This window comes from Nocardiopsis sp. iso_238, assembly GCF_056173325.1.
Genome location: NZ_CM149668.1, coordinates 1,912,392 through 1,934,876 on the forward strand (window position 1 = coordinate 1,912,392; position 22,485 = coordinate 1,934,876).

The window sequence follows — 22,485 nt, forward strand, 5'->3', positions numbered from 1 at the left end:
CCCCGTGGGCGCAGTCGGCGCCGCCCAGGTCCGGGCCCGGAGGAACACGTCCCCGGGCCCGGACCGGGCCCGTGGCCAGGAGTGGCCTTCGCTCGCCGCCGGACAGAGCCGGGCGTAGCCTGACAACGTGCCACAGAACCGATCCGACCGCTTCCCGTCCGCCAGCACGCCCTCCCCGGACCGGCGCCGCATCGACGGCATCGACGCCGCGCGGGCGCTCGCGGTCTTCGGGATGTTCGCCGTCCACCTCGGGGTCGTCTCCTTCGGCCTGCTGCCGGAGGAACAGGGGTGGGAGCTGCACAGCCTCGTGCGCGGCAACTCCTCCGCGCTCTTCGCCTTCCTCGCCGGGGTCTCGCTGGCCCTCATGACCGGGCGCACCAGACCCGTCGAGGGCGACTCCCTGCGCCGGGCGGTCGTCCGCATCCTGGCCCGCGCCCTGCTGATCGGGCTGCTCGGGTTCGTCCTGGACGCCTTCGCCGTGCCGGTGGCGATCATCCTCACCTACTACGCCGGGTTCTTCGTGCTGGCCCTGCCGCTGCTGCGGGCGCGCGCGACCCTGCTGTGGGCGGCGGCGGGCACCCTGGCGCTGCTGGGGCCGGTCGTGTCCTTCCTGCTCCGCCAGGAGTACTTCCCGGGAGGGATCCGTACCAGTGCGGTCAGCTCGTTCACCGAGTTCCTCCTGACCGGCTACTACCCGGCGATCACCTTCATGGTGTTCGTGATCGCGGGCATGGCGGTGGGCCGCACCGACCTCACCTCCTCCGTGGTGCGGGTCCGGATGGCGGTCGGCGGCGCCGTCGCGGCGGCCTCGGGCTACCTGGGCTCCTGGTTCCTGCTGTACCCGTTGGGTGGCCTGGACCGGCTGACGGTGGCGGAGAACCCCTTCCTCGAAGGTCGGCCGCTGAGCTCACTGGACCCCGCGTACGCGGAGGACCTGCGGTACGCCACGACCGACCACGCCCACAGCATCAGCGGCCAGGTGCCCACCGACTCCTGGTGGTGGCTGGCGGTGAACACCCCGCACACCGGGACCACCTTCGAGATCCTCGAAGCGGTGGGTCAGGCCCTGGTCGTGCTGGTCGTGTGCATGGTGCTCGCGGAGCTCCTGCCCCGCCTGCTGTACCCGCTGACCTCGGTGGGCCGGATGCCCCTGACCGTCTACTCGGGGCACATCCTGGTCCTCGCGGTCATCGTGGCCCTGCACCCGGAGGACTCCGCCGGCGGCCCCTGGTACCTGGAACTGTTCGTCCTCGGCTCGCTGGTCTTCGCGAGCCTGTGGCGCTGGTCCGTGGGCCGCGGGCCGCTGGAGACCGGTCTCGGCTCCTTCGCGGACGCCGCGGTCGGCTTCGTGGAGGGCGGCCGGTCCGACCGGGGCGACCTCGGGGGGCGGGGGCCCGGCGGGGGCTGAGACGTGGGGCGCGGAGCGGCGCCCCCGCTCAGGTCCGGTCCTCGGGCCTGGTGATGTGCGCGGAGGTTCGGTCCTGGTGCGCCAGGGTGTCGGTGGTGGTGCGCGTGTTCTGCCGGATCAGGCGGCGGGCGTCGTCGGCGGCCGAACGCGCCACCGCCGGGCTCGCCACGGGGCGCGCCGACAGCTCGGTGTCCTCGGGCAGGCCGATGTCCATGGGCAGCCCGGCTCGGCTGATCACCCGCAGCTGCGCCGACTCCTGCGACTGCGAGGGCCGGATGTCACCGTCCGGGGTCTTCCACGCCGACAGCCGGTGCGCGAACCAGGGGGCGCCCCGGAAGTCCGGGCCGCTCTCCCACTCGACCCCGTCGGGACGGTGGGCCAGGGCGTGCTGGAGGTCGGCCAGGGTCCACCCGGCCGAGAAGAACCGGGCGCTCTCGTTCCTGAGGGCGGCGAAGTCCACGCCGCGCAGGGAGGCGTCCTCACGGCGCAGCAGCTCACAGGCGTCGTGCACCGCGTGCGGGGTGTGCCGGGGCCGGTGCAGGGGGTCGGCCTCGGGCTTGCGCAGCAGGGAGTCGTCGATGGTCACGATCACCTCGCCCCGGCGGTTGTCCCAGATGCTCACGTCCTCGCGCGCCCACCCCTGCGACTCGGCCAGCGCCGTGGCCATTCTGCGCAGGTCGACCTGCCTGTCGTCACTGCTGATCCGGAACTCCGCCATGCCTCCAGACTAGGCGAGGACCCGGGCCGGGCCCTCCGAGCGCGCCCCGGATCGGGTCGTTCGCGCCCCACCCAGGGGAGTGGTCCGGTCTAGACCGCAGCTGGTCCGGGTGCTCCGTCCCGCCCGGCCGAAACCTCGTTTTTCGGGCTTTCCCCGCCCAGGATTGGAGGAATGGACGAGCTCGAAGACCGTGTTCCCTTGGAGTCTTCTCCAACCTTCGGGGCGCGCACCCGCCGGGGACTGACGCCGGACCGGCCCAGGGTTATGGTGACTGCCTGACGGCGGGGGACACCCACCCCGCGTCGAGAGGACACGCCGTTCGCGCAGGCAGCAGCGGACGGCCCCACCTGAACCGACGAGCTGTAGGTGCCCGTGCCCCACACCGCATCCGTGCCCGAGGCGATGACCAACCGAGCGCTCCGGGCCTACCTGCACGGCCTCCCGGGGGTCGACGAGGTCGGCGCCCGAGCCCGCGCCCAGGACCTGTCCACCCGGTCGATCAAGACCACCGCCAAGGCCCAGGCCATCGACCTGGCCGTCTCCATGGTCGACCTGACCACCCTGGAGGGCGCCGACACACCCGGCAAGGTCCGGGCCCTGTGCGCCAAGGCCGCACTCCCCGACCCGACCGACCGCACCGTGCCGCACGTGGGCGCGGTCTGCGTCTACCCCGACATGGTCGCCGTCGCCGTGGAGGCGCTGCGCGGCACCGGGATCGGCGTGGCCTCCGTCGCCACCGCCTTCCCCGCCGGACGCGCCCCCATGGACGTCAAACTGGCCGACACCCGGCGCGCGGTCGCGGACGGCGCCAGCGAGATCGACATGGTCATCGACCGCGGGGCCTTCCTCTCCGGCGACTACCTGAAGGTGCACGAGGAGATCGTCGCGGTCAAGGAGGCCTGCGGCGACGCCCACCTGAAGGTCATCCTGGAGACCGGCGAGCTGGTCACCTACGACAACGTCCGCCGGGCCTCCCACCTGGCCATGCGCGCGGGAGGGGACTTCGTCAAGACCTCCACCGGCAAGGTGTCACCGGCCGCCACCCTCCCGGTCACCCTGGTCATGCTGGAGGCCGTGCGCGACCACCACGCCGCCACCGGCCGCCGTGTCGGCGTCAAGCCCGCGGGCGGCATCCGCACCACCAAGGACGCCCTCCGCAACCTGGTCCTGGTCAACGAGACCGCCGGGCCGGAGTGGCTGACCCCCGACCTGTTCCGCATCGGCGCCTCCAGCCTCCTGAACGACCTGCTCATGCAGCGCACCAGGCTGGCCACCGGCACCTACCCGGGCCCCGACTACTACACGCAGGACTGAGCCGTGATCTTCGAGTACGCGCCCGCACCGGAGTCCCGCTCCGTCGTCAGCCTGCGCGAGACCTACGACCTGTTCGTCGACGGCGAGTTCACCCCGGCCCTGAGCGGTGAGTACCTCACCACGCTCAACCCGGCCGACGAGGAGGAGCTCGCCCGGGTGGCCGTGGCCGGGGAGGCCGACGTCGACCGCGCCGTCGCCGCCGCCCGCCGCGCCCACGACACCGTGTGGGGCCGCATGAGCGGCGCCGAACGCGGCAAGTACCTGTTCCGCATCGCCCGGATCATCCAGGAGCGCTCGCGCGAACTGGCCGTCCTGGAGACGATGGACAACGGCAAGCCCGTCAAGGAGACCCGCGACGTCGACCTGCCGCTGGTCGCCGCGCACTTCTTCTACTACGCGGGCTGGGCCGACAAGCTCGCCCACGCCGGTCTGGGCCCCGACCCCCGGCCCCTCGGCGTGGCCGCCCAGGTCATCCCGTGGAACTTCCCGCTGCTCATGCTCGCGTGGAAGGTCGCCCCGGCCCTGGCCACCGGTAACACCGTGGTGCTCAAGCCCGCCGAGACCACGCCGCTCAGCGCGCTGGTCTTCGCGGAGATCTGCCAGGAGGCGGACCTGCCGCCCGGCGTGGTCAACATCCTGACCGGCGCCGGTGACACCGGCCGGGCCTTGGTCGAGCACCCGGGCACCGACAAGGTCGCCTTCACCGGGTCCACCGAGGTCGGCCGCCAGATCGCCCGCGCCGTGGCCGGGACCGACAAGCGCGTCACCCTGGAACTGGGCGGCAAGGGCGCCAACATCGTCTACGACGACGCGGCCATCGACCAGGCCGTCGAGGGCGTGGTCACCGGCATCTTCTTCAACCAGGGCCACGTGTGCTGCGCGGGTTCGCGCCTGCTCCTCCAGGAGTCCGTCGCCGAGGAGTTCCTGCCCCGGCTCAAGGAGCGGATCGCCAAGCTGCGGCTGGGCGACCCCCTGGACAAGAACACCGACATCGGGGCCGTCAACTCCGCCGCCCAGCTGGAGCGGGTCCGCGAGCTCACCGCCACCGCCGACGAGGAGAACGTCGAGCGCTGGTCCCCCGCCTGCGACCTGCCCGAGCGCGGTTACTGGTTCGCTCCCACGGTGCTCACCGGCGTCACCCAGGCGCACCGGGTGGCCCGCGAGGAGATCTTCGGCCCGGTGCTGTCGGTCCTGACCTTCCGCACCCCGGAGGAGGCCGTGGCCAAGGCCAACAACACCCCCTACGGCCTGTCCGCCGGAGTGTGGACCGAGAAGGGCTCGCGCATGCTCTGGACCGCCGAGCGCCTGCGCGCCGGTGTGATCTGGTCCAACACGTTCAACAAGTTCGACCCGACCAGCCCCTTCGGCGGCTACAAGGAGTCGGGATACGGCCGCGAGGGCGGCCGCCACGGTTTGGAGGCCTACCTTGGCTGAGCGGCGCGGCAGCAAGAAGAAGAGCAGGGGCACCGAGGCGGAGACCCCCGTCCCGGCGCGGCTCGCGGTCCGCAAGACCTACAAGCTCTACGTGGGCGGGGCCTTCCCCCGCTCGGAGTCCGGCAGGAGTTACCCCGTGACCTCAGCCGACGGCACCCACCTCGCCAACGCCGCCAAGGCCTCCCGCAAGGACGCGCGCGACGCCGTCGTCGCGGCCCGCAAGGCCTTCGGCGGCTGGTCCGGGCGCACCGCCTACAACCGGGGCCAGATCCTGTACCGGGTCGCGGAGGTCCTGGAGGGGCGCCGTGAACAGTTCGCGGCACGCCTCGTGGAGGCCGGGGGAGTGACCCCGGACCAGGCGGACCGCACCGTGTCCGCCGCCGTGGACCGCTGGGTCTACTACGCGGGCTGGACCGACAAGTTCGCCCAGGTGCTCGGCGGGGCCAACCCCGTCTCCGGCCCCTTCTACAACCACTCCGCGCCCGAACCCACCGGCGTGGTCGCGGTGTTCGCGCCCCAGGACGCCCCGCTGCTCGGCCTGATCTCGGTGGTCGCCCCGGTGATCGCCACCGGCAACACCGCCGTGGTGGTCACCTCCGAGGCCGCGCCGCTGGCCGCCGTCGAGCTGGCCGAGGTGCTGGCCACCTCCGACCTGCCCGGCGGAGTGGTCAACCTGCTCACCGGCGCCGCGGGCGAGATCGGCCCGCACCTGGCCGCGCACGCCGACGTCAACGCCCTGGACCTCGCCGGGGCGGGGGAACACGCCGTGGAGTTCGAGAGGTCGGCGGCGACCACCCTCACCCGGGTGCTGCGCCCCGGCCCGGAGGCCGACGGCGGGGAGGACGCCTGGCTCGGCGCCGACCCCGGGACCTCCCGGCTGACCCCTTTCCTGGAGACCAAGACGGTCTGGCATCCGGTCGGGGTGTAAGACTGACGGTCCGGCCCGCCCCCACCTTCCGGGGGCGGGCACGGTCCGACAGCCGAGTGGAGGAACGGTGTCAGCGAACACCCCCGAGCAGGCCGAACCCCGAACCAGCGAGTCGCACACGCCCGAACCGGTGCGCGTCCCCGGGCTGCGCCTGGTGCGCCTGGACCGCACCACCCCCGAGGTGGCCCTGCTGCGCGAGGTCCTGCCCCGCCAACGGGTCGCCCCCGAACAGCGCCGGTTCATCGACGAGGCGGTGCACACCCTGCCCCGCGCCGACGACGACCCCGCGCGGCACCCGTTCGCGATCGTCCTCAACGACGGACCCCTGACCGACCGGAGCGCCGTCCTGGACGCCTGCGTCGGCTTCGGCGTCATCGACCGGGTCGGCCAGCTCCGCGACCTCGTCGACGACCCGGAGCACGCCGTGCAGCTGCGCGCCTTCTACGTCCCCCTCGAACACCAGGGCAAGGGGATCGGCCGCGCCGCCTGCTCCGCGCCGCTGCTCGACCTCCTGGTGGCGGCGATCGCGCCCGGGGCCACCCGGATCGCGCTGTGCGTCAACGACGGCAACGACATGGGCGAGCGCACCTACCGCTCGGCCGGGTTCGTCCCCAACGGCCGCCGCCACGACGCCGGGGAACACGGCATGCAGAGCGTGTTCACCCGACCGGTGGAGACCGGCTCCCACCCCGTGCCGCAGCTGCCGGAACACCGATGACGCGCTGGCGGGGTTCGCGCAGGAGGGCGGCGGGGCGCTGGGACGCCTCCCAGATCCGCCTGGTGCGGCTGGACACGGGAACGGCCGAGGCCGCCCTGCTCCGGGAGGCCGCGCTCGGGCACGACCTGCCACCCGAGCAGCTGCGCTTCACCGGGCTGCCCGCGCGGACCCTGCCGGACGCGGACGGCGACCCCGAACGCTTCCCGTACGCGATCGTCGCCCTGGAGGGGCCGATCACCGGCCCCGACCGGGCCCGGGACGCCTGCGCCGGGTTCGGGGTCCTGGACCGGATCCTGCAGTCGGCGCTGGTCGACGCGCCGGAACGCGCGGTGCTGCTGCGCGCCTACTACGTCACGCCACAATGGCAGGGCCGGGGCGTCGGCCGGGCCTCGTGCTCCGCGCCCCTGCTCGACGCGCTCGCCCGCGAGGTCGCGCCGCACGCGGAGGAGATCGTGCTCTGCGTGAACCAGGCCAACCAGACGGCGCAGCGCGTCTACAAGGCCTCGGGCTTCGACTTCACCGGCACGGTCGTCCCCGGAGGCGCGGGCCCCCAGGAAGTGATGTCGCGACCCCTGGAGACCGGAACCCACCCCGAACCGCACCAGCGGTACCGACGAACGGAGAAACCCCAGTGACTCGCACACCCCAGGCCGCCGCCGAGGAGGCCGCAACCGAGCTGCGTTCGCGCACCGGTGTGGACAGCTACGACGTGGCCCTGGTGATGGGGTCCGGGTGGGCGCCCGCCGCCGACCTGCTCGGTGACTCCAAGCACGAGTTCGCCACCTCCGAACTGCCCGGCTTCCTTCCCCCGGCGGTGGAGGGCCACAGCGGGACGCTCCGCAGCATCGTGGACGGCGACCGCAACACCCTCGCCTTCCTCGGCCGCACCCACCTGTACGAGGGCCACGGCACGGACGCGGTCGTGCACAACGTCCGCACCGCCGTCGCGGCGGGTGCCACGACCATCGTGCTCACCAACGCGGCGGGCGGCATCAACCCCGACTACGCCGTGGGTTCGCCGGTGCTCATCGCGGACCACCTGAACATGACCGCGCGCTCCCCGCTGACCGGCGCGACCTTCGTGGACCTCACGGAGACCTACACCGCCGAGCTGCGCGCCGTCGCCCGCGAGGTCGACCCCGACCTGCCCGAGGGCGTGTACGCGGCCATGCCCGGCCCGCACTTCGAGACCCCCGCCGAGATCCGCATGCTCCGCGCCATGGGAGCCGACCTGGTCGGCATGTCCACGGTCCTGGAGGCCATCGCCGCCCGCGAGGCCGGGGCCCGCGTACTGGGGATGTCCCTGGTCACCAACATCGCGGCCGGGCTGGAGGGGGCCAACCTCGACCACGAGGACGTCCTCGCCACCGGACGCGACTCCGCCGCCACCGTGGGCCGCCTGCTCGCGGACATCGTCAAGAGGTTCTAGAACGCCTCTCGGCCCGTGCCCCAGCCGGTTGCCCCACCACCCAGACAGGAGATCCCCATGACCGACTCCGCCCTCCTCGTCCAGGCCAGGGACTGGCTCGACCAGGACCCCGACCCCGAGACACGGGGGGAACTGGGCGCGCTGCTGGCCCGGGTCGAGGTCGGTGACGGGGAGGCCCTGGCCGACCTCACCGACCGGTTCGCGGCGCGGCTGGAGTTCGGCACGGCCGGGCTGCGCGGTGCGCTGGGGGCCGGGCCCAACCGGATGAACCGCGTGGTGGTCATGCGCGCGGCCGCGGGGATCGCGGCCTGGCTCGGGGCGGCGCCCGGACACGTGGTGATCGGTCACGACGCACGGCACCGGTCGGCCGACTTCGCGCGGGACAGCGCCGCGGTCCTCACCGGGGCCGGGCACAGGGTGACCCTGCTGCCCGGCCCGCTGCCCACGCCCGTGCTGGCGTACACGCTGCGGCGGCTGGGCGCGGACGCCGGGATCGTGGTGACCGCCAGCCACAACCCGCCGCAGGACAACGGGTACAAGGTGTACGTGGGCGGGTCCGGTGACGACGCGGGCAGCCAGATCGTCTCCCCGGTGGACACCGAGATCTCCGCCGCCATCGACGCGGTCGGGCCGGTCGGCGCGCTGCCGTTGGGCGAGGACTGGGAGGTGCTGGGCGACGACGCCGTGTCGGAGTACCTGGACGCGGTGACCGCGCTGGTCCCGGACGGCCCCCGGGAGCTCTCGGTGGTCTACACGCCCCTGCACGGTGTGGGCGGCCGGGTACTGGTGGAGGCGGTGGGCAGGGCCGGGTTCGCCCCGCCCGTGGTGGTCTCCGAGCAGTTCGAGCCGGATCCCGACTTCCCGACGGTCGCCTTCCCCAACCCGGAGGAACCGGGCGCGATGGACCTGGCCCTGGCGGCGGGGGAGGCCCACGGGGCGGACCTGGTGGTGGCCAACGACCCCGACGCCGACCGGCTGGCCCTGGCGGTCCCCGGCTACGGCCTCCTCACGGGGAACGAGGTGGGCGGTCTGCTCTCCGAGTACGTGCTCGACCACACCGTCGGGGCCGACCGGGTGGTGGCCACCTCGATCGTCTCCTCCAGCCTGCTCGGCGCGATCGCCCGGGACCGGGGCGTGCACTACGAGGAGACGCTGACCGGGTTCAAGTGGCTGGCGCGCGCGGGCGCGCCCGGCCAGCGCAGGGTGTTCTCCTACGAGGAGGCGCTGGGCTACTGCGTGGGCGGGGACGACGGCCGACCGGTGGCCGACAAGGACGGGGTGAGCGCGGCGCTCGTGGCGCTGGCGCTGGCGGCCGAGGCGAAGAGCCGGGGCCGCACGCTGGTGGACCTCCTCGACGACCAGGCCCGGAGGTACGGCCTGCACCTGAGCGACCAGCTGTCGGTCCGGGTACGGGACCTCTCGGAGATCACCGCGGCGATGCGGCGGTTGCGCGCCGAACCGCCCGCCGCGTTCGGCCCCCTGAGGGTGTCGGGGGTCGTGGACTTCGCCGACGGGCACGAGGGTCTGCCGCCGACGGACGCCGTGCGCTTCGAGCTCGGCGGGACGCGGGGGCGGGTGACGCTGCGTCCCTCGGGCACCGAACCCAAACTGAAGGCCTACGCCGAGGTGGTGTCGGGGGTCGACGGCGACGTCGCTGCCAGCCGCGCGCGCGGCTCGGAACTGCTGTCCGAGCTGATGGCCGCGGTCGCCGTGGTGGTCAGGGGATGATCCGGGGGAGGGGCGGGGTCACTCGCCCCCCTCGGAAGGCTCCACGACCGGTCGGTGTACGACCTCGTCGATGACGGTGAGCGTCTGGGTGGACGTCACACCGGGGAGGGACTGGAGGCGGCTCAGGATCAGGTCGCGCAGCTGGTTGGTGTTGGCGACGCGGACCAGCAGCACGATGTCCGCCGACCCCACCACGTACCAGCAGTACTCGATCTCTGGGTAGGACGAGAGGATCTCCCGGTTGGCCCGCCAGTCGGGCTGGCTGCCGGAGATGAGCACCAGCGCGGTGACACCGAGCCCCATCTTGGAGTGGTCGGTCACCACGGAGTAGCCGCGGATGACCCCTTCGTCGGTGAGGCGCTTGATCCGGTTGTATGCCGTGGCTCGGGAGACGTTGGCCAGCGCGGCGATCTCGGTGATGCCGGTCCGGGCGTCCTTGGCGAGCGCGCTCAGAATGGTCTGGTCGGTCGTGTCCGGCCGCCGGCCGTTCCTGTGCTGTTCGCCCATGGCCATGTGCGTGCTCCTCGTGTGCTCTTGTCGCAGGGCTCTGCTCCGTGCTGTCGTCATTGACAGGAAGCTGGGAAAAGCCGGTCGGAGAGATGACGGACGCGCGTTCCGTGGTGCTCGGGTCGGGGTGGGGGGTTTCGGGGGATTCGTGCGCACGGACCTCTGGTGGGATCCGCCAAACGGGGGAGTGGCGGAGAAGTTCCGACTGTACTCATGGTTGACGCACGGAGTAGGTCGGGGGTTTCCCTGACTGAGCAGTAACTACACCCGAACCGCCATAATCCGCCAGAAAATCTTGTCTTGGCACCCATTCTCCGCATATTTGTCGTGACTGTCCGGGCATACGACGACTCCTGTGCGCGGCTTCCGGGAGTCCCTCGGCTGGGCCGGGAGGATGGTGGTGTTGATGGTGATTCGTGATGTTTGGCACTGCGTGTCGTTTTCCCCTGTTCGAGGGGGTGAATCCTGGACATCTACGAACGAAACATGGTCCCACGTTCGCGATCGTATCGACTGTACGGTCGTATCTAGCGAAACTGTCCAGTTGTCCGGAGAATCAAAGGCAGACCGTGACCACCCCGAGCCCGGGTCGCGCCACCACGCGAGCGGGGCCACGTTGGGAGCCGCTCGACATGCCAACCCCAGAGCCCACGGGCCAGGGCGCCATCACCGTGGAGCACCTGCGACCCGAACTCACCCGCGAGCTGTACCGCGCCATGCGTACGGCGCGTGACCTGGACACCGAGGCGATCGCGCTCCAGCGCCAGGGCGTCTTCCCCGCCTACGTCTCCGTCCGGGGACAGGAGGCCGCGCAGGTGGGCAGCGCCAGCGCGCTGGACCCCACCCGCGACTTCGTCTTCCCCACCTACCGCGAGATGGCCTCCGCCCTCGCCTACGGGGTCGAGATGGTCGGTTACATGGCCACCCACCGCGCCCTGTGGCACGGCGGCCTCCACGACGTCATGGAGTCCCGCTTCGGCGCCGTCAACGCGGTGGTCGGCGGTCCCGTCCCGCACGCCGTGGGTTGGGCGGTCGGTGAACGGCTCCGGGGCGGCGACGGCGTCGCCATGGCCTACTTCGGCGACGGCGCCAGCTCCGAGGGCGACGTGCACGAGTCCATGAACTTCGCGGGCGTGTTCACCGCCCCCGTCGTCTTCCTCTGCCAGAACAACCAGTGGGCCCTGTCGGTGCCCAACGAACGCCAGGTCGCGGGCGGCTCCGTCGCGGCGCGCGCCGAGGGCTACGGCATGGCCGGTGTCCTCGTCGACGGCAACGACGTCGGCGCCGTGTACTCCGCCACCGCCGAAGCGGTCGAGCGCGCCCGCACGGGCGGCGGCCCCACGGTCATCGAGGCGCTCACCTACCGCGTCGAACCCCACTCCACCTCCGACGACCCCGGCCGCTACCGGGACCAGGCGGAGGCCGAGCGCTGGCGCGGACGCGACCCCCTCGACCTGCTGCGCGCCGCGATGATCGAGGCCGGACACGCCGACGGGGCCCACCTCGCCACCGTGGACGCCGAGGCCGCCACACGCGCCGAGGAGATCCGCGACGGGGTCGCGGAGGCCCCCGAGCCCGACGGTTCCGAGCTGTTCACGCACGTCTTCCGGGAGACCACCGAGGAGCTGGCCCGGCAGCACCGCACCTGGCAGGAAGAGGTCGAGCTGTGACCGAGCTGATCGAACAGGCCGACACGCCGGTCGAGGCCCGGACGGTCGAGCTGTCCATGCAACAGGCCATCAACCGGGCCCTGCGCGTCCTGCTGGAGGAGGACCCGGAGGTCCTCGTCTTCGGTGAGGACGTCGGAGCCCTCGGCGGCGTCTTCCGAGTCACGGACGGCCTCCAGAAGGAGTTCGGTGACCAGCGCGTCTTCGACACTCCGCTGGCGGAGTCGGCCATCATGGGCATGGCGGTCGGCCTGGCGATGAACGGCTGGCGGCCGGTCCCCGAGCTCCAGTTCGACGGCTTCGCGTATCCGGCCGTCGACCAGATCGTCAACCAGGTGGCGCGCATGAACTACCGCACCCGTGGCGCCGCCCCCATGCCGATCACCCTGCGCCTGCCGTCCTTCGGCGGCATCCAGGCCCCCGAGCACCACGGCGAGAGCCTGGAGGCGCTCTTCGCGCACACCCCCGGGCTGAAGGTCGTGGCCCCCTCCGACCCCGCCGAGGCCTACAGCCTGCTGCTCCAGTCCGTGCGCTCCGACGACCCGGTCGTGTTCATGGAGCCCAAGGCCCGCTACTGGGACCGCCGCCCGGTCCGGCTGAGCGAGCCCACCGACCCCATCGGCACCAGCCGGATCGTGCGCCCGGGAAGCCACGCCACCCTCATCGCCTGGGGCGCTATGGTGCACCGCTGCCTCCAGGTGGCCGAGCTCGCCGCCGAGGACGGAGTGGACCTGGAGGTCCTCGACCTGCGCTGGCTCAAGCCGATCGACGCCGCCGGTCTGGCCGCCTCGGTGGCCCGCACCAAGCGCGCCGTGGTCGTCCACGAGGCCCCGCTCACCGCCGGGCTCGGTGCGGAGGTGGCCGCGCTCGTCACCGAGAACTGCTTCCGTGAACTGGCGGCCCCGGTCCAGCGCGTCACCGGATTCGACGTGCCCTACCCGGCCGGGCCGCTGGAGGCCCAGTACCTGCCGACGATCGACCGCGTCCTGCTCGCGGTCCAGCGAACCCTGGAGTACTAGCCCCCATGGCAGAAGAGAACATCACCTTCACCCTCCCCGACCTGGGCGAGGGCCTGGTCGAGGCGACCGTCCTGGAGTGGCAGGTCGCGGTCGGGGACACGATCGGCCGCAACGACCCGCTGGTCGAGGTGGAGACCACCAAGTCCGCCGTGGTCATCCCCTCGCCCAAGGCCGGGCGCGTGGTGGAACTGCACGCGGAGGAGGAACAGGTGGTCCCGGTCGGGGAGGCCCTGGTGACCTTCGCGGTGGAGGTCGAGGAAAAGGCGCCGCAGGCCGGGATCGTGGGACGGGTTCCCTCGGAGGACGCCAAACCGCAGCGCCGGGTCCGGCTCAGGCCGCCGACGAACTGAGGCCGTTCCGGCGGGGGCCCGTTCGGATGTCGACACGAACAGACCGATCATTCCGATCATTCTGTTTATAGGAACATCTGAATGGGCCCCCGTTCGCCTCCAACAAATCCCACCCCGGATCGAGAACGGAAAAGATTCATGAACGCGAATCTCGTCGGAGACGTGACAATGCGTTATGCGGATTTGCTCCCGCAGACCCCCGGCGACCACCTCCCGGTGCTTCTGCTGCACGGTTTCGGCACCAACTTCGAGATGAATTGGGGCGCCGCCGGATGGCCGCGCGCGCTCGACGCCGCGGGCCGACGGGTGATCGGCCCGGACCTGCGCGGCCACGGGGCCAGCGACAAGCCCACCGACAGCGGGCTCTACCTGCCCGAACACTTCGTCAACGACCTCCTCGGTCTGCTCGACGACCTGGGCCTGGAACGCGTCGACGTCGTCGGCTACTCCATGGGCTCCAGGCTCGCCTGGGAGCTCGCGCTCAGCGCGCCCGAGCGGGTGCGGCGGGCGGTGCTGGGCGGGTTCGGTCCGGGCGACGCGCTGGCGGGCGTGGACACCGCCGACCCGGGTGCGGGGGACACCCCCTTCGACCACGTGTACCGGACCGTCGCCGCGCTTCCGGGCAACGACGCCGAGGCGCTCGCCGCCTGTGTCCGGGGCCAGGCCGCCCGCCCCTTCCAGGAGGAACCCCGTCCCGTCGGGGTCCCGATGCTGCTGGTCTCCGGGGCCCGGGACACCGTCGCGGAGGGCGCCGCCGGGCTCGCGGAGCGTTGCGGCGGATCGTTCGCGGAGATCCCCGGGCGCGACCACGCCAACGCCGTCTCCTCGCGGGTCTTCAAGCAGGCGGCGGTGGGGTTCCTGGAGGACTGAGTCCGCCGTGCGCCAGTGGGTCAGTCCGGTCTAGACCGGCTGGGGTCGCACGGGGCCCGGACGGGGCGGTGTGACCACAGGTGAAGGTCACGACACGCGCGGTCGCACCGCCGGATTCCTCGGGGGAACGGGAGGTCAAAAACGGAGATTAGGCCGCTGGTTGCCCCGATCCGGTGTGCTCTTGGTAACTTCCCGGTAAGGACCCGTTTCACTCTGCTCTCGCCTTCATAACAACTCCGTCCGTTGGTTAGATGTACATTCGGCCAGCGGATATCGTCCGGCTGCAGAACTCAGGTCGGTCCCGCGCGGAATGCGGTCCGCTGAGAGGGCGAAGGGGAGACTTTCTAGTGAAGCGCAGCAACGCAGCCAAGTTCGCGGCGGTCGCCGCCGCGGGCGTGCTCGCACTCACCGCGTGCGACAACGCGGCCGACGACGGTGCCAGCGGCGACGGCGGCGGCGACGGAGAGGTCTCCTCCGACCTCAAGGTCGGCCTGGCCTACGACGTCGGCGGTCGCGGTGACCGCTCCTTCAACGACTCCGCCTACCGGGGCCTGGAGCAGGCTGCCGAGGAGCTCGGCGTGGAGACCAACGACTTCGAGCCCGCCGACGGCGAGGCCGAGTCCGCCAAGGAGGAGCGCCTGGCGACCATGGCGGAGGAGGGCTACGACGTCATCATCGCCGTGGGCTTCGCCTACGACGCCTCCGTCCAGGCCGTGGCCCCCCAGTACCCCGAGGTCGACTTCGCGATCGTCGACTCCGAGATCGAGGGCATCGACAACGTCACCAGCCTCGTCTTCGCCGAGGAGCAGGCCTCCTTCCTCGCCGGTGCGGCCGCCGCGCTGACCACCGAAGAGGACCACGTCGGCTTCGTCGGCGGTGTCGAGACCCCGCTGATCCGCAAGTTCGAGGCGGGCTACGTCGCGGGCGTCCAGCACGTCAACGAGGACATCGAGGTGGAGATCAACTACCTCAGCCAGCCGCCGGACTTCGCCGGGTTCAACGACCCCGCCCAGGGCCGTGAGGCCGCCCAGGCCCAGTACGACCGCGGCGCGGACGTCATCTACCACGCCGCCGGAGCCTCGGGCAACGGCATCCTCCAGTCCGCCGTCGACAACGACTTCACCTTCATCGGCGTCGACAGCGACCAGTACGAGAACGCCGAGGAGGAGCAGAAGCCGTACGTCCTGACCTCCGCCATCAAGCAGGTCGACCTCTCGGTCTTCGAGCTCATCCGCACCGCCTCCGAGGGCGAGGTCGAGGCCGGGATCAAGCGCTTCGACCTCAGCGAGGGCGGCGTGGACTACACGCTGACCAACGAAGAGGCCATCGAGCCCATCAAGGACGAGCTCGACGAGCTCAAGCAGCAGATCATCGACGGTGAGATCGAGGTTCCCAGCCAGCCGTAACGGCCCTGGGACACTCCACGGAGCGGGCACCGGGCCCGCTCCGTGACCCGAACGAACACGGAGCCGGAGGGGCCACACCCCTTCGGCTCCGCCCGGTAGCCGCACCGCGACGAAGGCGTCCCGGCCGTGGCCGATCCCAGGCCCGTCCGCGCCCCGCCGCACATTCCCACAGAGGAGTCTGATGAGCAGCACGCCATCGGGCGGCGGGTCGAACGAACCCGCCGCCGTTGAGCTGCGCGGGATCACCAAACGTTTTCCCGGCGTCGTGGCCAACCACGACATCGACATCACCGTGGCTCCCGGTACCGTGCACGCCATCGTCGGCGAGAACGGGGCGGGCAAGTCCACGCTGATGAAGACCCTGTACGGCATGCACCGGCCGGACGAGGGCACCATCCACATCCGTGGCCAGGAGGTGCGCTTCCACTCGCCCTCCGACGCCATCAGGCACGGCATCGGCATGGTCCACCAGCACTTCATGCTGGCCGACAACCTCACCGTCCTGGAGAACGTGGTCCTGGGCGCCGAGCGCAGGCACGGCATCGGCCGGAAGGCGCGGGCCCGCATCCAGGAGCTGTCCGCCCAGTACGGGCTCGGCGTCGACCCCGACCGCCTCATGGAGGACCTGGGCGTCGGTGACCGCCAGCGCGTGGAGATCCTCAAGGTGCTCTACCGGGGCGCCCAGACGATCATCCTGGACGAGCCCACCGCCGTGCTGGTGCCGCAGGAGGTCGACGAGCTGTTCGACAACCTGCGCGTGCTCAAGCGCGAGGGCCTCACGGTCATCTTCATCTCGCACAAGCTCGACGAGGTCCTGTCGGTCGCGGACGACATCACCGTCATCCGCCGCGGCACCACGGTGGCCACCGCCGACCCGCGCACGACCACGGCCCGCGAGCTGGCCACCCTCATGGTCGGCGGCGAACTGCCCGTGCCCGAGCTGCGCGAGTCCACCGTCACCGACAAGGTCGTGCTCTCCCTGGCCGGGGTCACCATGCTCTCGTCCGAGGGCCGCCCCGTCGTCGACGACGTCACCCTCGACATCCGCGAGGGCGAGATCGTCGGCATCGCCGGGGTCGAGGGCAACGGCCAGTCCGAGCTCATCGAGGCCATCATGGGGATGCGCCGGGCCACCTCCGGCACCATCACCCTCGAAGAGAACGACATCACCCACTGGTCCACGCTGCGCATCCGCGAGGCCGGGGTGGGCTACATCCCCGAGGACCGCCACCGGCACGGCATCCTGCTGGAGTCCCCGCTCTGGGAGAACCGCGTCCTCGGCCACCAGACCCGGGAGCCCAGCGTCAACGGCGCCTGGATCAACCGGCCCGGCGCCCGCGCCGACTCCGAGCGCATCGTCTCCGAGTACGACGTGCGCACCCCCAACATCGACGTCATCGCGGACGCGCTGTCCGGGGGCAACCAGCAGAAGTTCATCATCGGCCGGGAGATGAGCGGGAACCCGCGCTTCCTGGTCGCCGCCCACCCCACCCGGGGCGTGGACGTGGGTGCGCAGTCGGCCATCTGGGAGCAGCTGCGCGAGGCCCGCGCCGCCGGGCTGGCCGTGCTGCTGATCTCCGCGGACCTCGACGAGCTCATCGGCATGTCCGACACACTCCACGTCATCCTGCGCGGCCGCCTGGTCGCGGAGGCGGACCCGACCAGCGTCACGCCCGAACAGCTCGGCTCCGCCATGACCGGCGCCGGACTGGGCGGCGCCGACGCGCACACAGAAGGTGACAGCGGTGCTGAGGGCGCCCACCGTAACGAGAGCGAGGGCGGCGCATGAGTGACACCGGACGCCGTACCGTCGCGGCACCGATCGTGATCCTCCTCGCGGTCGTCCTGGGCGGACTGGCCACCGTCGTCCTGGACCTGTTCCTGCTGTGGTGGGCCGCGCTCATCGTCGGCGTCGTCCTCGCCTTCGGTCTCGTGGCCGCCCTGGCCCCGATGACCCCCGACCGGGGACGGGCGGGCTCCGACGGCACCAAGGAGGAGGGCACGCCCCTCCACAAGATCCTCGTCGTCCCGATGGCCCTGGTGCTGTCGGTCGTGGGCGGCCTGGTCGCCGCGTGGATGCTCGACCTCTCGCTGATCGAGCCCGTGGCCGCCGCGCTGGGCGCGGTGGTCGGCTCGTTGCTCGCGTTCGCGCTCTTCCACCGCCTCTCCGCGATGATGGCGCTGTCCTTCGCCGCCGTCCTGACGGCGGGCGTGATCGCGATCGGCGTCACCGCCGCCGTCCTGTACTTCAGCGGCATCGCGCCGCTGCCCACCTTCGAGCGGATGCTGGAGTACGGCACCCGGCCCAACAGCCTGGTGCAGATCATCAACGACAGCACCACCTACTACCTGGCCGCCGTGGCCGTGGCGATCGGCTTCAAGATGAAGCTGTTCAACATCGGCGTGGACGGCCAGTACCGGCTCGCCGCGCTGTTGGCCGCCGCCGTCGGCGGCTACCTGGTGCTGCCGCCGGTGCTCAGCCAGTTCGTCGTCATCCTCACCGCCGTGGTGGTCGGCGGCGTGTGGGCGGGCATCGCCGGCTACCTCAAGGTGGCCCGCGGCGTGTCCGAGGTGATCTCCACGATCATGCTCAACGCGATCGCCACCGGCATCACCGCCTACCTGCTGAGCGAGGGCCGCCTCGCGGTCGAGATCAGCACCAACAACATCGGCACCCCGCCCATCCCCGAGTCCGGCTGGGTCCCCGGCATCCCGGCGACCTTCCTCGGGTCGGACCGGGAGATCTACGGTCTGATCCTGCTGTCCGTCGCGGTGGGCATCGGGTACTGGATCATGCTCAACCGCACGCGGTTCGGCTTCGAGCTGCGGGCCACCGGCCAGTCGCAGTCGGCGGCCGAGGCCAGCGGCGTGAACGTGAAGAAGATGGTCTTCCTGTCCATGCTCTTCTCGGGCATGGTCGCCGGTCTGGTGGGTCTGCCGCAGCTGCTGGGCAACTCCCACTACTACGCCCTCGACTTCCCGACGGGGATCGGCTTCATCGGCATCGCGATCGCGCTGCTGGGCCGCAACCACCCCGTGGGCATCGTCTTCGCCTCCCTGTTCTGGGCCTTCCTCACCCAGGCGGCGGGCATCCTGCCCTTCGACGGCATCCCCCAGGAGATCGCCGTCATCGCGCAGGCCACCATCGTCCTCACGGTCGTCGTGGTCTACGAGGTCGTGCACCGCTGGGGCCGCCGCTACCAGCAGCAGCAGATCGGCAGGCAGCTCGGCCGTACGACCGAGTCCACCCCGGAGCCCGCGGCCGTGTCCGACGGCGGCGCCTCCGACGGTCCCGTCACCGACGGCACCGACGACAAGCGCGGCGGGGAGGCACAGTGAGCCAGGAACTCAACGTGATGGAGCCGGTGACCAAGGCGTCCCGGCCCCGGGGGTGGTCGCGCTGGCGCGGCCTCACCCTGCTGATGGCGGTCTTCGTGTCCCTGGCGGGCCTGCGGGTCATCACCGGCCAGGACATGCTGACCGACGCGGGCACCGTCCGCACCACGCTGACCTTCGCGGTCCCGATCGGTCTGGCCGCCCTCGGCGGTCTGTGGGCCGAGCGCGCGGGCATCATCAACATCGGCCTCGAAGGCATGATGATCTTCGGGACGTGGTTCGGCGCCTACTTCGCGTGGAGCTTCAACGACCCCTGGATCGGCCTGCTGGCCGGGACCCTGGGCGGCATGCTCGGCGGCCTGGTCCACGCGGTGGCCACCGTGACCTTCGCGGTGGACCACATCGTGTCCGGTGTGGCGATCAACATCCTCGCCCTGGGCGCCATGCGCTACCTGTCGATCCTGGTCTACTCCGACATCCCCGGCGCCGGCGCGGCCCAGTCCCCGTCGGCCCCGTCGTTCCCGACCCTGAACCTGCCGTGGCTACCGGAGGCGCTCGCCCCGGTGGCCCAGAGCGGCATCTTCCTGGTCAGCGACCTGGCCGCGCTGGTCATCGGCCTCACCACCCGGATGTCGGCGCTGACCCTCATCGCCATCCTGCTGGTCCCGATCAGCTACCTGGTGCTGTGGAAGACCACCTTCGGCCTGCGGCTGCGCTCGGTCGGTGAGAACCCCGACGCCGCCGAGTCCCTCGGTGTGCCCGTGTACACGCTCAAGTACGTGGCCGTGATCATCTCCGGTGGTCTGGCCGGTATGGGCGGCGTGTTCCTGGCGATCGTCGCCTCCCAGATCTACCAGGAGGGGCAGACCGGCGGCCGGGGCTACATCGGTCTGGCCGCGATGATCTTCGGCAACTGGCGCCCGGGCGGCCTGGCCATGGGCGCGACCCTGTTCGGCTACACGGACGCGCTCCAGCTGCGCGGCGGCGGCGCGGCCATCCACGCGCTGCTGCTGCTCCTGGCCGTGGTCCTGCTCGTGGTGGCCGTGTGGCAGGTGCGCAAGGACCGCAAGGGCATCGCCGTGGCGGGTTTCCTCGCCGCGATCGTCCTGCTCTTCTGGTACTTCAGCACCGACTCGCTGCCGCGTGAGCTGGCGACCTACAGCCCGCACATCGCCACGCTGCTGGTGCTCTCGCTGGCCTCGCAACGGCTGCGCGCACCCGCCGGGATCGGAAAACAGTGGAGGGCGAGCAGGTCATGACCGCACAGGACGTGGACTGGGAGGCCCTCCGGGAGGCCGCCCGGGAGGCCATGGGGCACGCCTACGCGCCCTACTCGAACTACCCGGTGGGCGCGGCGGCACTGGTCGACGACGGCCGGGTGGTGAGCGGCTGCAACGTGGAGAACGCCTCCTACGGTGTGGGCCTGTGCGCCGAGTGCGGACTCGTCAGCGCCCTGCACGCCTCCGGCGGCGGTCGGCTGACCGCCTTCGCCTGTGTGGACGGCCAGGGCCGGACCCTGATGCCGTGCGGGCGCTGCCGCCAGCTCCTCTACGAACACGGCGGGCCGGACCTGCTGGTGGACACGCCCGAGGGCATCCTGCCCATGGAACGCGTGCTGCCCCAGGCCTTCGGACCGCACAACCTCGCCTGACGGGCGGAGGAACACCGGTCGTCTCCCCGGCCGCCGACCCACGGCGGCCGGGGAGTCGTCTTTTCGCACCACCTCTTCACGACGGAAGGAACATGACATGGACGTCATCGAGATCATCCGCGCCAAGCGAGACGGGGGACGCCTCTCCCCGGAGCAGATCGACTGGGTGATCGGGGCCTACACCCGTGGCGAGGTGGCCGAGGAGCAGATGGCGGCGCTGGCGATGGCGATCTTCCTGCGCGGCATGGACCGCGCGGAGGTGAGCCGCTGGACCGAGGCGATGCTCTCCTCCGGCGACCGGCTGGACTTCACCGACCTGGCCCGGCCCACCACGGACAAGCACTCCACCGGAGGCGTGGGCGACAAGATCACCCTCCCGCTCACCCCCACCGTGGCGGCCTGCGGAGCGGCCGTGCCGCAGCTGTCCGGGCGCGGGCTCGGGCACACCGGCGGCACCCTCGACAAGCTGGAGTCCATCCCCGGGTGGCGGGCGTCGCTCTCCACCGAGGAGATGCGGAGGGTCATCACCGACACCGGCGGTGTGATCTGCGCGGCCGGGAGCGGACTGGCACCCGCCGACCGCAGGCTGTACGCCCTGCGCGACGTCACCGGCACCGTGGAGTCCATCCCGCTGATCGCCGCCTCCATCATGAGCAAGAAGCTCGCCGAGGGCACCGCCGCGCTGGTGCTGGACGTCAAGGTGGGTTCGGGGGCGTTCATGAAGGACGCCGACTCCGCCCGCGAACTGGCCCGCACCATGGTGGACATCGGCAACGACCACGGTGTCCGCACGGTCGCCCTGCTCACCGACATGGCCACGCCCCTGGGCCGCCAGGTCGGCAACGCCCTGGAGGTCGCGGAGTCGGTGGAGGTGCTCTCCGGCGGCGGCCCCGCCGACGTCGTGGAGCTCACCGTGGCGCTGGCCCGCGAGATGCTCGTCGCGGCGGGGCTGACGCCCGGGGAGGACGGGGTGAAGGACCCCGCCGAGGCGCTGCGCGACGGCAGCGCGCTGGAGTCCTGGAAGGCGCTGGTGCGCGCCCAGGGCGGCGACCCGGACGCGCCGCTGCCCGTGGCGGCCGAGCGCCGCACCGTCCTGGCTCCGGCCAGCGGTGTGGTCACGCGGTTGGACGCCTACCAGGTGGGTCTGGCCGCGTGGCGTCTGGGAGCGGGCCGGGCCCGCAAGGAGGACGCGGTCTCCTTCGGCGCGGGGGTCACCCTGCACGCCAAGCCGGGCGAGGAGGTCACGGCGGGCGAACCGCTGTTCACCCTGCACGCGGACGAGCCCGAACGCTTCGACCGCGCCGCCCAGGCGCTGGAGGGCGCCCTCGACATCGGCGGCGCGGCCGAGCGGAAGCCGAACCCACTGGTCATCGACCGGGTCTCCTGACGCCCTAGTTCGGCATGGTCGGCATCATCTGCTGCGGGGCGGCGTCCGGCACCAGCAGGAACGCGGCGGCGGCGACGAGGACGAACAGGAAACCGACCACCGTCGTCGCCGTGGCGGACCAGCGCGCCCACAGGCTGGTTCCCCGGTTGAGCAGGGCCAGGGCCAGGGTGGAGGCGAGCACGGTGAGCAGTGCCACCGCGCCGCCCATCCACAGCTGGGCCTCGATCGAGCGGATCTGACCGCCCTCGATGGGCTGGCCGCCGAGCATGATCATGCTGGTGAGGAGCTCCAGCAGCTGGCCGGAGAAGATGGTGACGGCGAGCAGGGCCAGGCCCACGATGCTCAGGGTCTCGCTGGAGAAGGCGCCGCCGGGGCGGGGCTCGGTCTCGGTGACCTCGAACTCGTGGTCGTGGCCGACCTCCTCCTCGGTGGGTCCGCCCTCCGCGGTGTCGGTGTCGGCGGCCTCCGCCGTGCCGGGGGCCTCGGCGGGGTATCCCGGCTCGAACTTCGGCTGCGGCGAGCCCCCGCCGGTGCTCGTGGTGTTCTCGGGCTTGTTGTCTTCCGGTGCGGTACTCACGCGGCCAACGTACCCGCGTATCCGGATAAGCGGGACCT

Annotated in this window: 21 protein-coding genes; 18 read left to right on the forward strand and 3 right to left on the reverse strand. The window is 71.7% G+C overall.

All coding sequences use genetic code 11. The features are described from left to right. Positions 1-127: 127 nt before the first annotated feature. Positions 128-1,408: a heparan-alpha-glucosaminide N-acetyltransferase domain-containing protein gene (locus AC0VYL_RS08545; protein ID WP_475482820.1), complete on the forward strand. Its 1,281-nt coding sequence runs from the start codon at positions 128-130 to the stop codon at positions 1,406-1,408. Between the two features lie 28 nt (positions 1,409-1,436). On the opposite strand, the gene AC0VYL_RS08550 is transcribed toward AC0VYL_RS08545, so the two are convergent. Further along, positions 1,437-2,126, reverse strand: coding sequence for a hypothetical protein (locus AC0VYL_RS08550; protein WP_475482821.1), 690 nt, complete (start codon positions 2,124-2,126; stop codon positions 1,437-1,439). A gap of 366 nt (positions 2,127-2,492) precedes the next feature. Here AC0VYL_RS08550 and deoC point away from each other — a divergent pair, with 366 nt between their 5' ends. The 7 genes from deoC (at position 2,493) to AC0VYL_RS08585 (ending at position 9,677) form a co-directional block, all read left to right on the forward strand. Next, a complete protein-coding gene (gene deoC, locus AC0VYL_RS08555; protein ID WP_475482822.1) occupies positions 2,493-3,440 on the forward strand; it encodes a deoxyribose-phosphate aldolase in 948 nt (315 codons plus the stop codon). A 3-nt stretch (positions 3,441-3,443) separates the two neighbouring features. Then, a complete protein-coding gene (locus tag AC0VYL_RS08560; RefSeq protein ID WP_475460956.1) occupies positions 3,444-4,874 on the forward strand; it encodes an aldehyde dehydrogenase family protein in 1,431 nt (476 codons plus the stop codon). Continuing rightward, positions 4,867-5,802, forward strand: a complete 936-nt coding sequence (locus AC0VYL_RS08565) for an aldehyde dehydrogenase family protein (RefSeq protein ID WP_475482823.1) — start codon at positions 4,867-4,869, stop codon at positions 5,800-5,802. Before AC0VYL_RS08560 ends, AC0VYL_RS08565 begins: the two co-directional genes overlap by 8 nt. 67 nt (positions 5,803-5,869) lie before the next feature. Beyond that, on the forward strand, positions 5,870-6,520 hold the full coding sequence (locus AC0VYL_RS08570) for a GNAT family N-acetyltransferase (protein WP_475460960.1): 651 nt from the start codon (positions 5,870-5,872) through the stop codon (positions 6,518-6,520). Next, positions 6,517-7,155: a GNAT family N-acetyltransferase gene (locus tag AC0VYL_RS08575; RefSeq protein ID WP_475460963.1), complete on the forward strand. Its 639-nt coding sequence runs from the start codon at positions 6,517-6,519 to the stop codon at positions 7,153-7,155. Before AC0VYL_RS08570 ends, AC0VYL_RS08575 begins: the two co-directional genes overlap by 4 nt. Beyond that, a complete protein-coding gene (locus AC0VYL_RS08580; RefSeq protein WP_475460965.1) occupies positions 7,152-7,949 on the forward strand; it encodes a purine-nucleoside phosphorylase in 798 nt (265 codons plus the stop codon). Before AC0VYL_RS08575 ends, AC0VYL_RS08580 begins: the two co-directional genes overlap by 4 nt. Positions 7,950-8,006: 57 nt before the next feature. Then, positions 8,007-9,677, forward strand: a complete 1,671-nt coding sequence (locus AC0VYL_RS08585) for a phospho-sugar mutase (RefSeq protein ID WP_475482824.1) — start codon at positions 8,007-8,009, stop codon at positions 9,675-9,677. 18 nt (positions 9,678-9,695) lie between these two features. Here AC0VYL_RS08585 and AC0VYL_RS08590 read toward each other — a convergent pair whose 3' ends face one another. After that, positions 9,696-10,190 (reverse strand): Lrp/AsnC family transcriptional regulator, encoded by a 495-nt coding sequence (locus tag AC0VYL_RS08590; RefSeq protein ID WP_475460969.1) that lies wholly within the window; start codon positions 10,188-10,190, stop codon positions 9,696-9,698. A gap of 626 nt (positions 10,191-10,816) precedes the next feature. On the opposite strand from AC0VYL_RS08590, the gene AC0VYL_RS08595 reads away from it, so the two are divergent. From AC0VYL_RS08595 to AC0VYL_RS08640, 10 genes are all read left to right on the forward strand, one after another. Then, on the forward strand, positions 10,817-11,854 hold the full coding sequence (locus tag AC0VYL_RS08595; RefSeq protein ID WP_475482825.1) for a thiamine pyrophosphate-dependent dehydrogenase E1 component subunit alpha: 1,038 nt from the start codon (positions 10,817-10,819) through the stop codon (positions 11,852-11,854). Beyond that, positions 11,851-12,870, forward strand: a complete 1,020-nt coding sequence (locus AC0VYL_RS08600; protein ID WP_475460972.1) for an alpha-ketoacid dehydrogenase subunit beta — start codon at positions 11,851-11,853, stop codon at positions 12,868-12,870. The genes AC0VYL_RS08595 and AC0VYL_RS08600 overlap by 4 nt, the downstream gene beginning before the upstream one ends. 5 nt (positions 12,871-12,875) lie before the next feature. Then, the gene (locus tag AC0VYL_RS08605) at positions 12,876-13,220 is read left to right on the forward strand and encodes a biotin/lipoyl-containing protein (RefSeq protein WP_475460975.1); all 345 of its coding nucleotides are present in this window, start codon (positions 12,876-12,878) and stop codon (positions 13,218-13,220) included. Between the two features lie 138 nt (positions 13,221-13,358). Then, on the forward strand, positions 13,359-14,090 hold the full coding sequence (locus tag AC0VYL_RS08610; protein ID WP_475482826.1) for an alpha/beta fold hydrolase: 732 nt from the start codon (positions 13,359-13,361) through the stop codon (positions 14,088-14,090). Between the two features lie 347 nt (positions 14,091-14,437). After that, on the forward strand, positions 14,438-15,496 hold the full coding sequence (locus tag AC0VYL_RS08615) for a BMP family lipoprotein (RefSeq protein WP_475460980.1): 1,059 nt from the start codon (positions 14,438-14,440) through the stop codon (positions 15,494-15,496). Between the two features lie 181 nt (positions 15,497-15,677). After that, positions 15,678-17,285, forward strand: coding sequence for an ABC transporter ATP-binding protein (locus AC0VYL_RS08620; RefSeq protein WP_475482827.1), 1,608 nt, complete (start codon positions 15,678-15,680; stop codon positions 17,283-17,285). Beyond that, positions 17,282-18,835, forward strand: coding sequence for an ABC transporter permease (locus tag AC0VYL_RS08625; protein ID WP_475482828.1), 1,554 nt, complete (start codon positions 17,282-17,284; stop codon positions 18,833-18,835). The genes AC0VYL_RS08620 and AC0VYL_RS08625 overlap by 4 nt, the downstream gene beginning before the upstream one ends. Continuing rightward, entirely contained in the window at positions 18,832-20,091 is a 1,260-nt protein-coding gene (locus tag AC0VYL_RS08630) for an ABC transporter permease (RefSeq protein WP_475460988.1), read from the forward strand. Before AC0VYL_RS08625 ends, AC0VYL_RS08630 begins: the two co-directional genes overlap by 4 nt. Continuing rightward, positions 20,070-20,483 carry a cytidine deaminase gene (locus AC0VYL_RS08635; protein WP_475460990.1) on the forward strand — a complete coding sequence of 138 codons (414 nt, stop codon included), beginning with the start codon at positions 20,070-20,072 and terminating at the stop codon, positions 20,481-20,483. Before AC0VYL_RS08630 ends, AC0VYL_RS08635 begins: the two co-directional genes overlap by 22 nt. A gap of 97 nt (positions 20,484-20,580) precedes the next feature. Further along, the gene (locus AC0VYL_RS08640) at positions 20,581-21,870 is read left to right on the forward strand and encodes a thymidine phosphorylase (protein ID WP_475482829.1); all 1,290 of its coding nucleotides are present in this window, start codon (positions 20,581-20,583) and stop codon (positions 21,868-21,870) included. A 4-nt stretch (positions 21,871-21,874) separates the two neighbouring features. On the opposite strand, the gene AC0VYL_RS08645 is transcribed toward AC0VYL_RS08640, so the two are convergent. Continuing rightward, a complete protein-coding gene (locus AC0VYL_RS08645; RefSeq protein ID WP_475460996.1) occupies positions 21,875-22,447 on the reverse strand; it encodes a hypothetical protein in 573 nt (190 codons plus the stop codon). Positions 22,448-22,485: the final 38 nt, after the last annotated feature.

Coding starts and splice junctions, on each gene's coding strand:
- AC0VYL_RS08550 (WP_475482821.1), bottom strand. CDS start 2,126: ATGGCGGAGTTCCGGATCAGCAGTGACGACAGGCAGGTCGACCTGCGC.
- AC0VYL_RS08575 (WP_475460963.1), top strand. CDS start 6,517: ATGACGCGCTGGCGGGGTTCGCGCAGGAGGGCGGCGGGGCGCTGGGAC.
- AC0VYL_RS08585 (WP_475482824.1), top strand. CDS start 8,007: ATGACCGACTCCGCCCTCCTCGTCCAGGCCAGGGACTGGCTCGACCAG.
- AC0VYL_RS08590 (WP_475460969.1), bottom strand. CDS start 10,190: ATGGCCATGGGCGAACAGCACAGGAACGGCCGGCGGCCGGACACGACC.
- AC0VYL_RS08595 (WP_475482825.1), top strand. CDS start 10,817: ATGCCAACCCCAGAGCCCACGGGCCAGGGCGCCATCACCGTGGAGCAC.
- AC0VYL_RS08605 (WP_475460975.1), top strand. CDS start 12,876: ATGGCAGAAGAGAACATCACCTTCACCCTCCCCGACCTGGGCGAGGGC.
- AC0VYL_RS08610 (WP_475482826.1), top strand. CDS start 13,359: ATGAACGCGAATCTCGTCGGAGACGTGACAATGCGTTATGCGGATTTG.
- AC0VYL_RS08620 (WP_475482827.1), top strand. CDS start 15,678: ATGAGCAGCACGCCATCGGGCGGCGGGTCGAACGAACCCGCCGCCGTT.
- AC0VYL_RS08625 (WP_475482828.1), top strand. CDS start 17,282: ATGAGTGACACCGGACGCCGTACCGTCGCGGCACCGATCGTGATCCTC.
- AC0VYL_RS08640 (WP_475482829.1), top strand. CDS start 20,581: ATGGACGTCATCGAGATCATCCGCGCCAAGCGAGACGGGGGACGCCTC.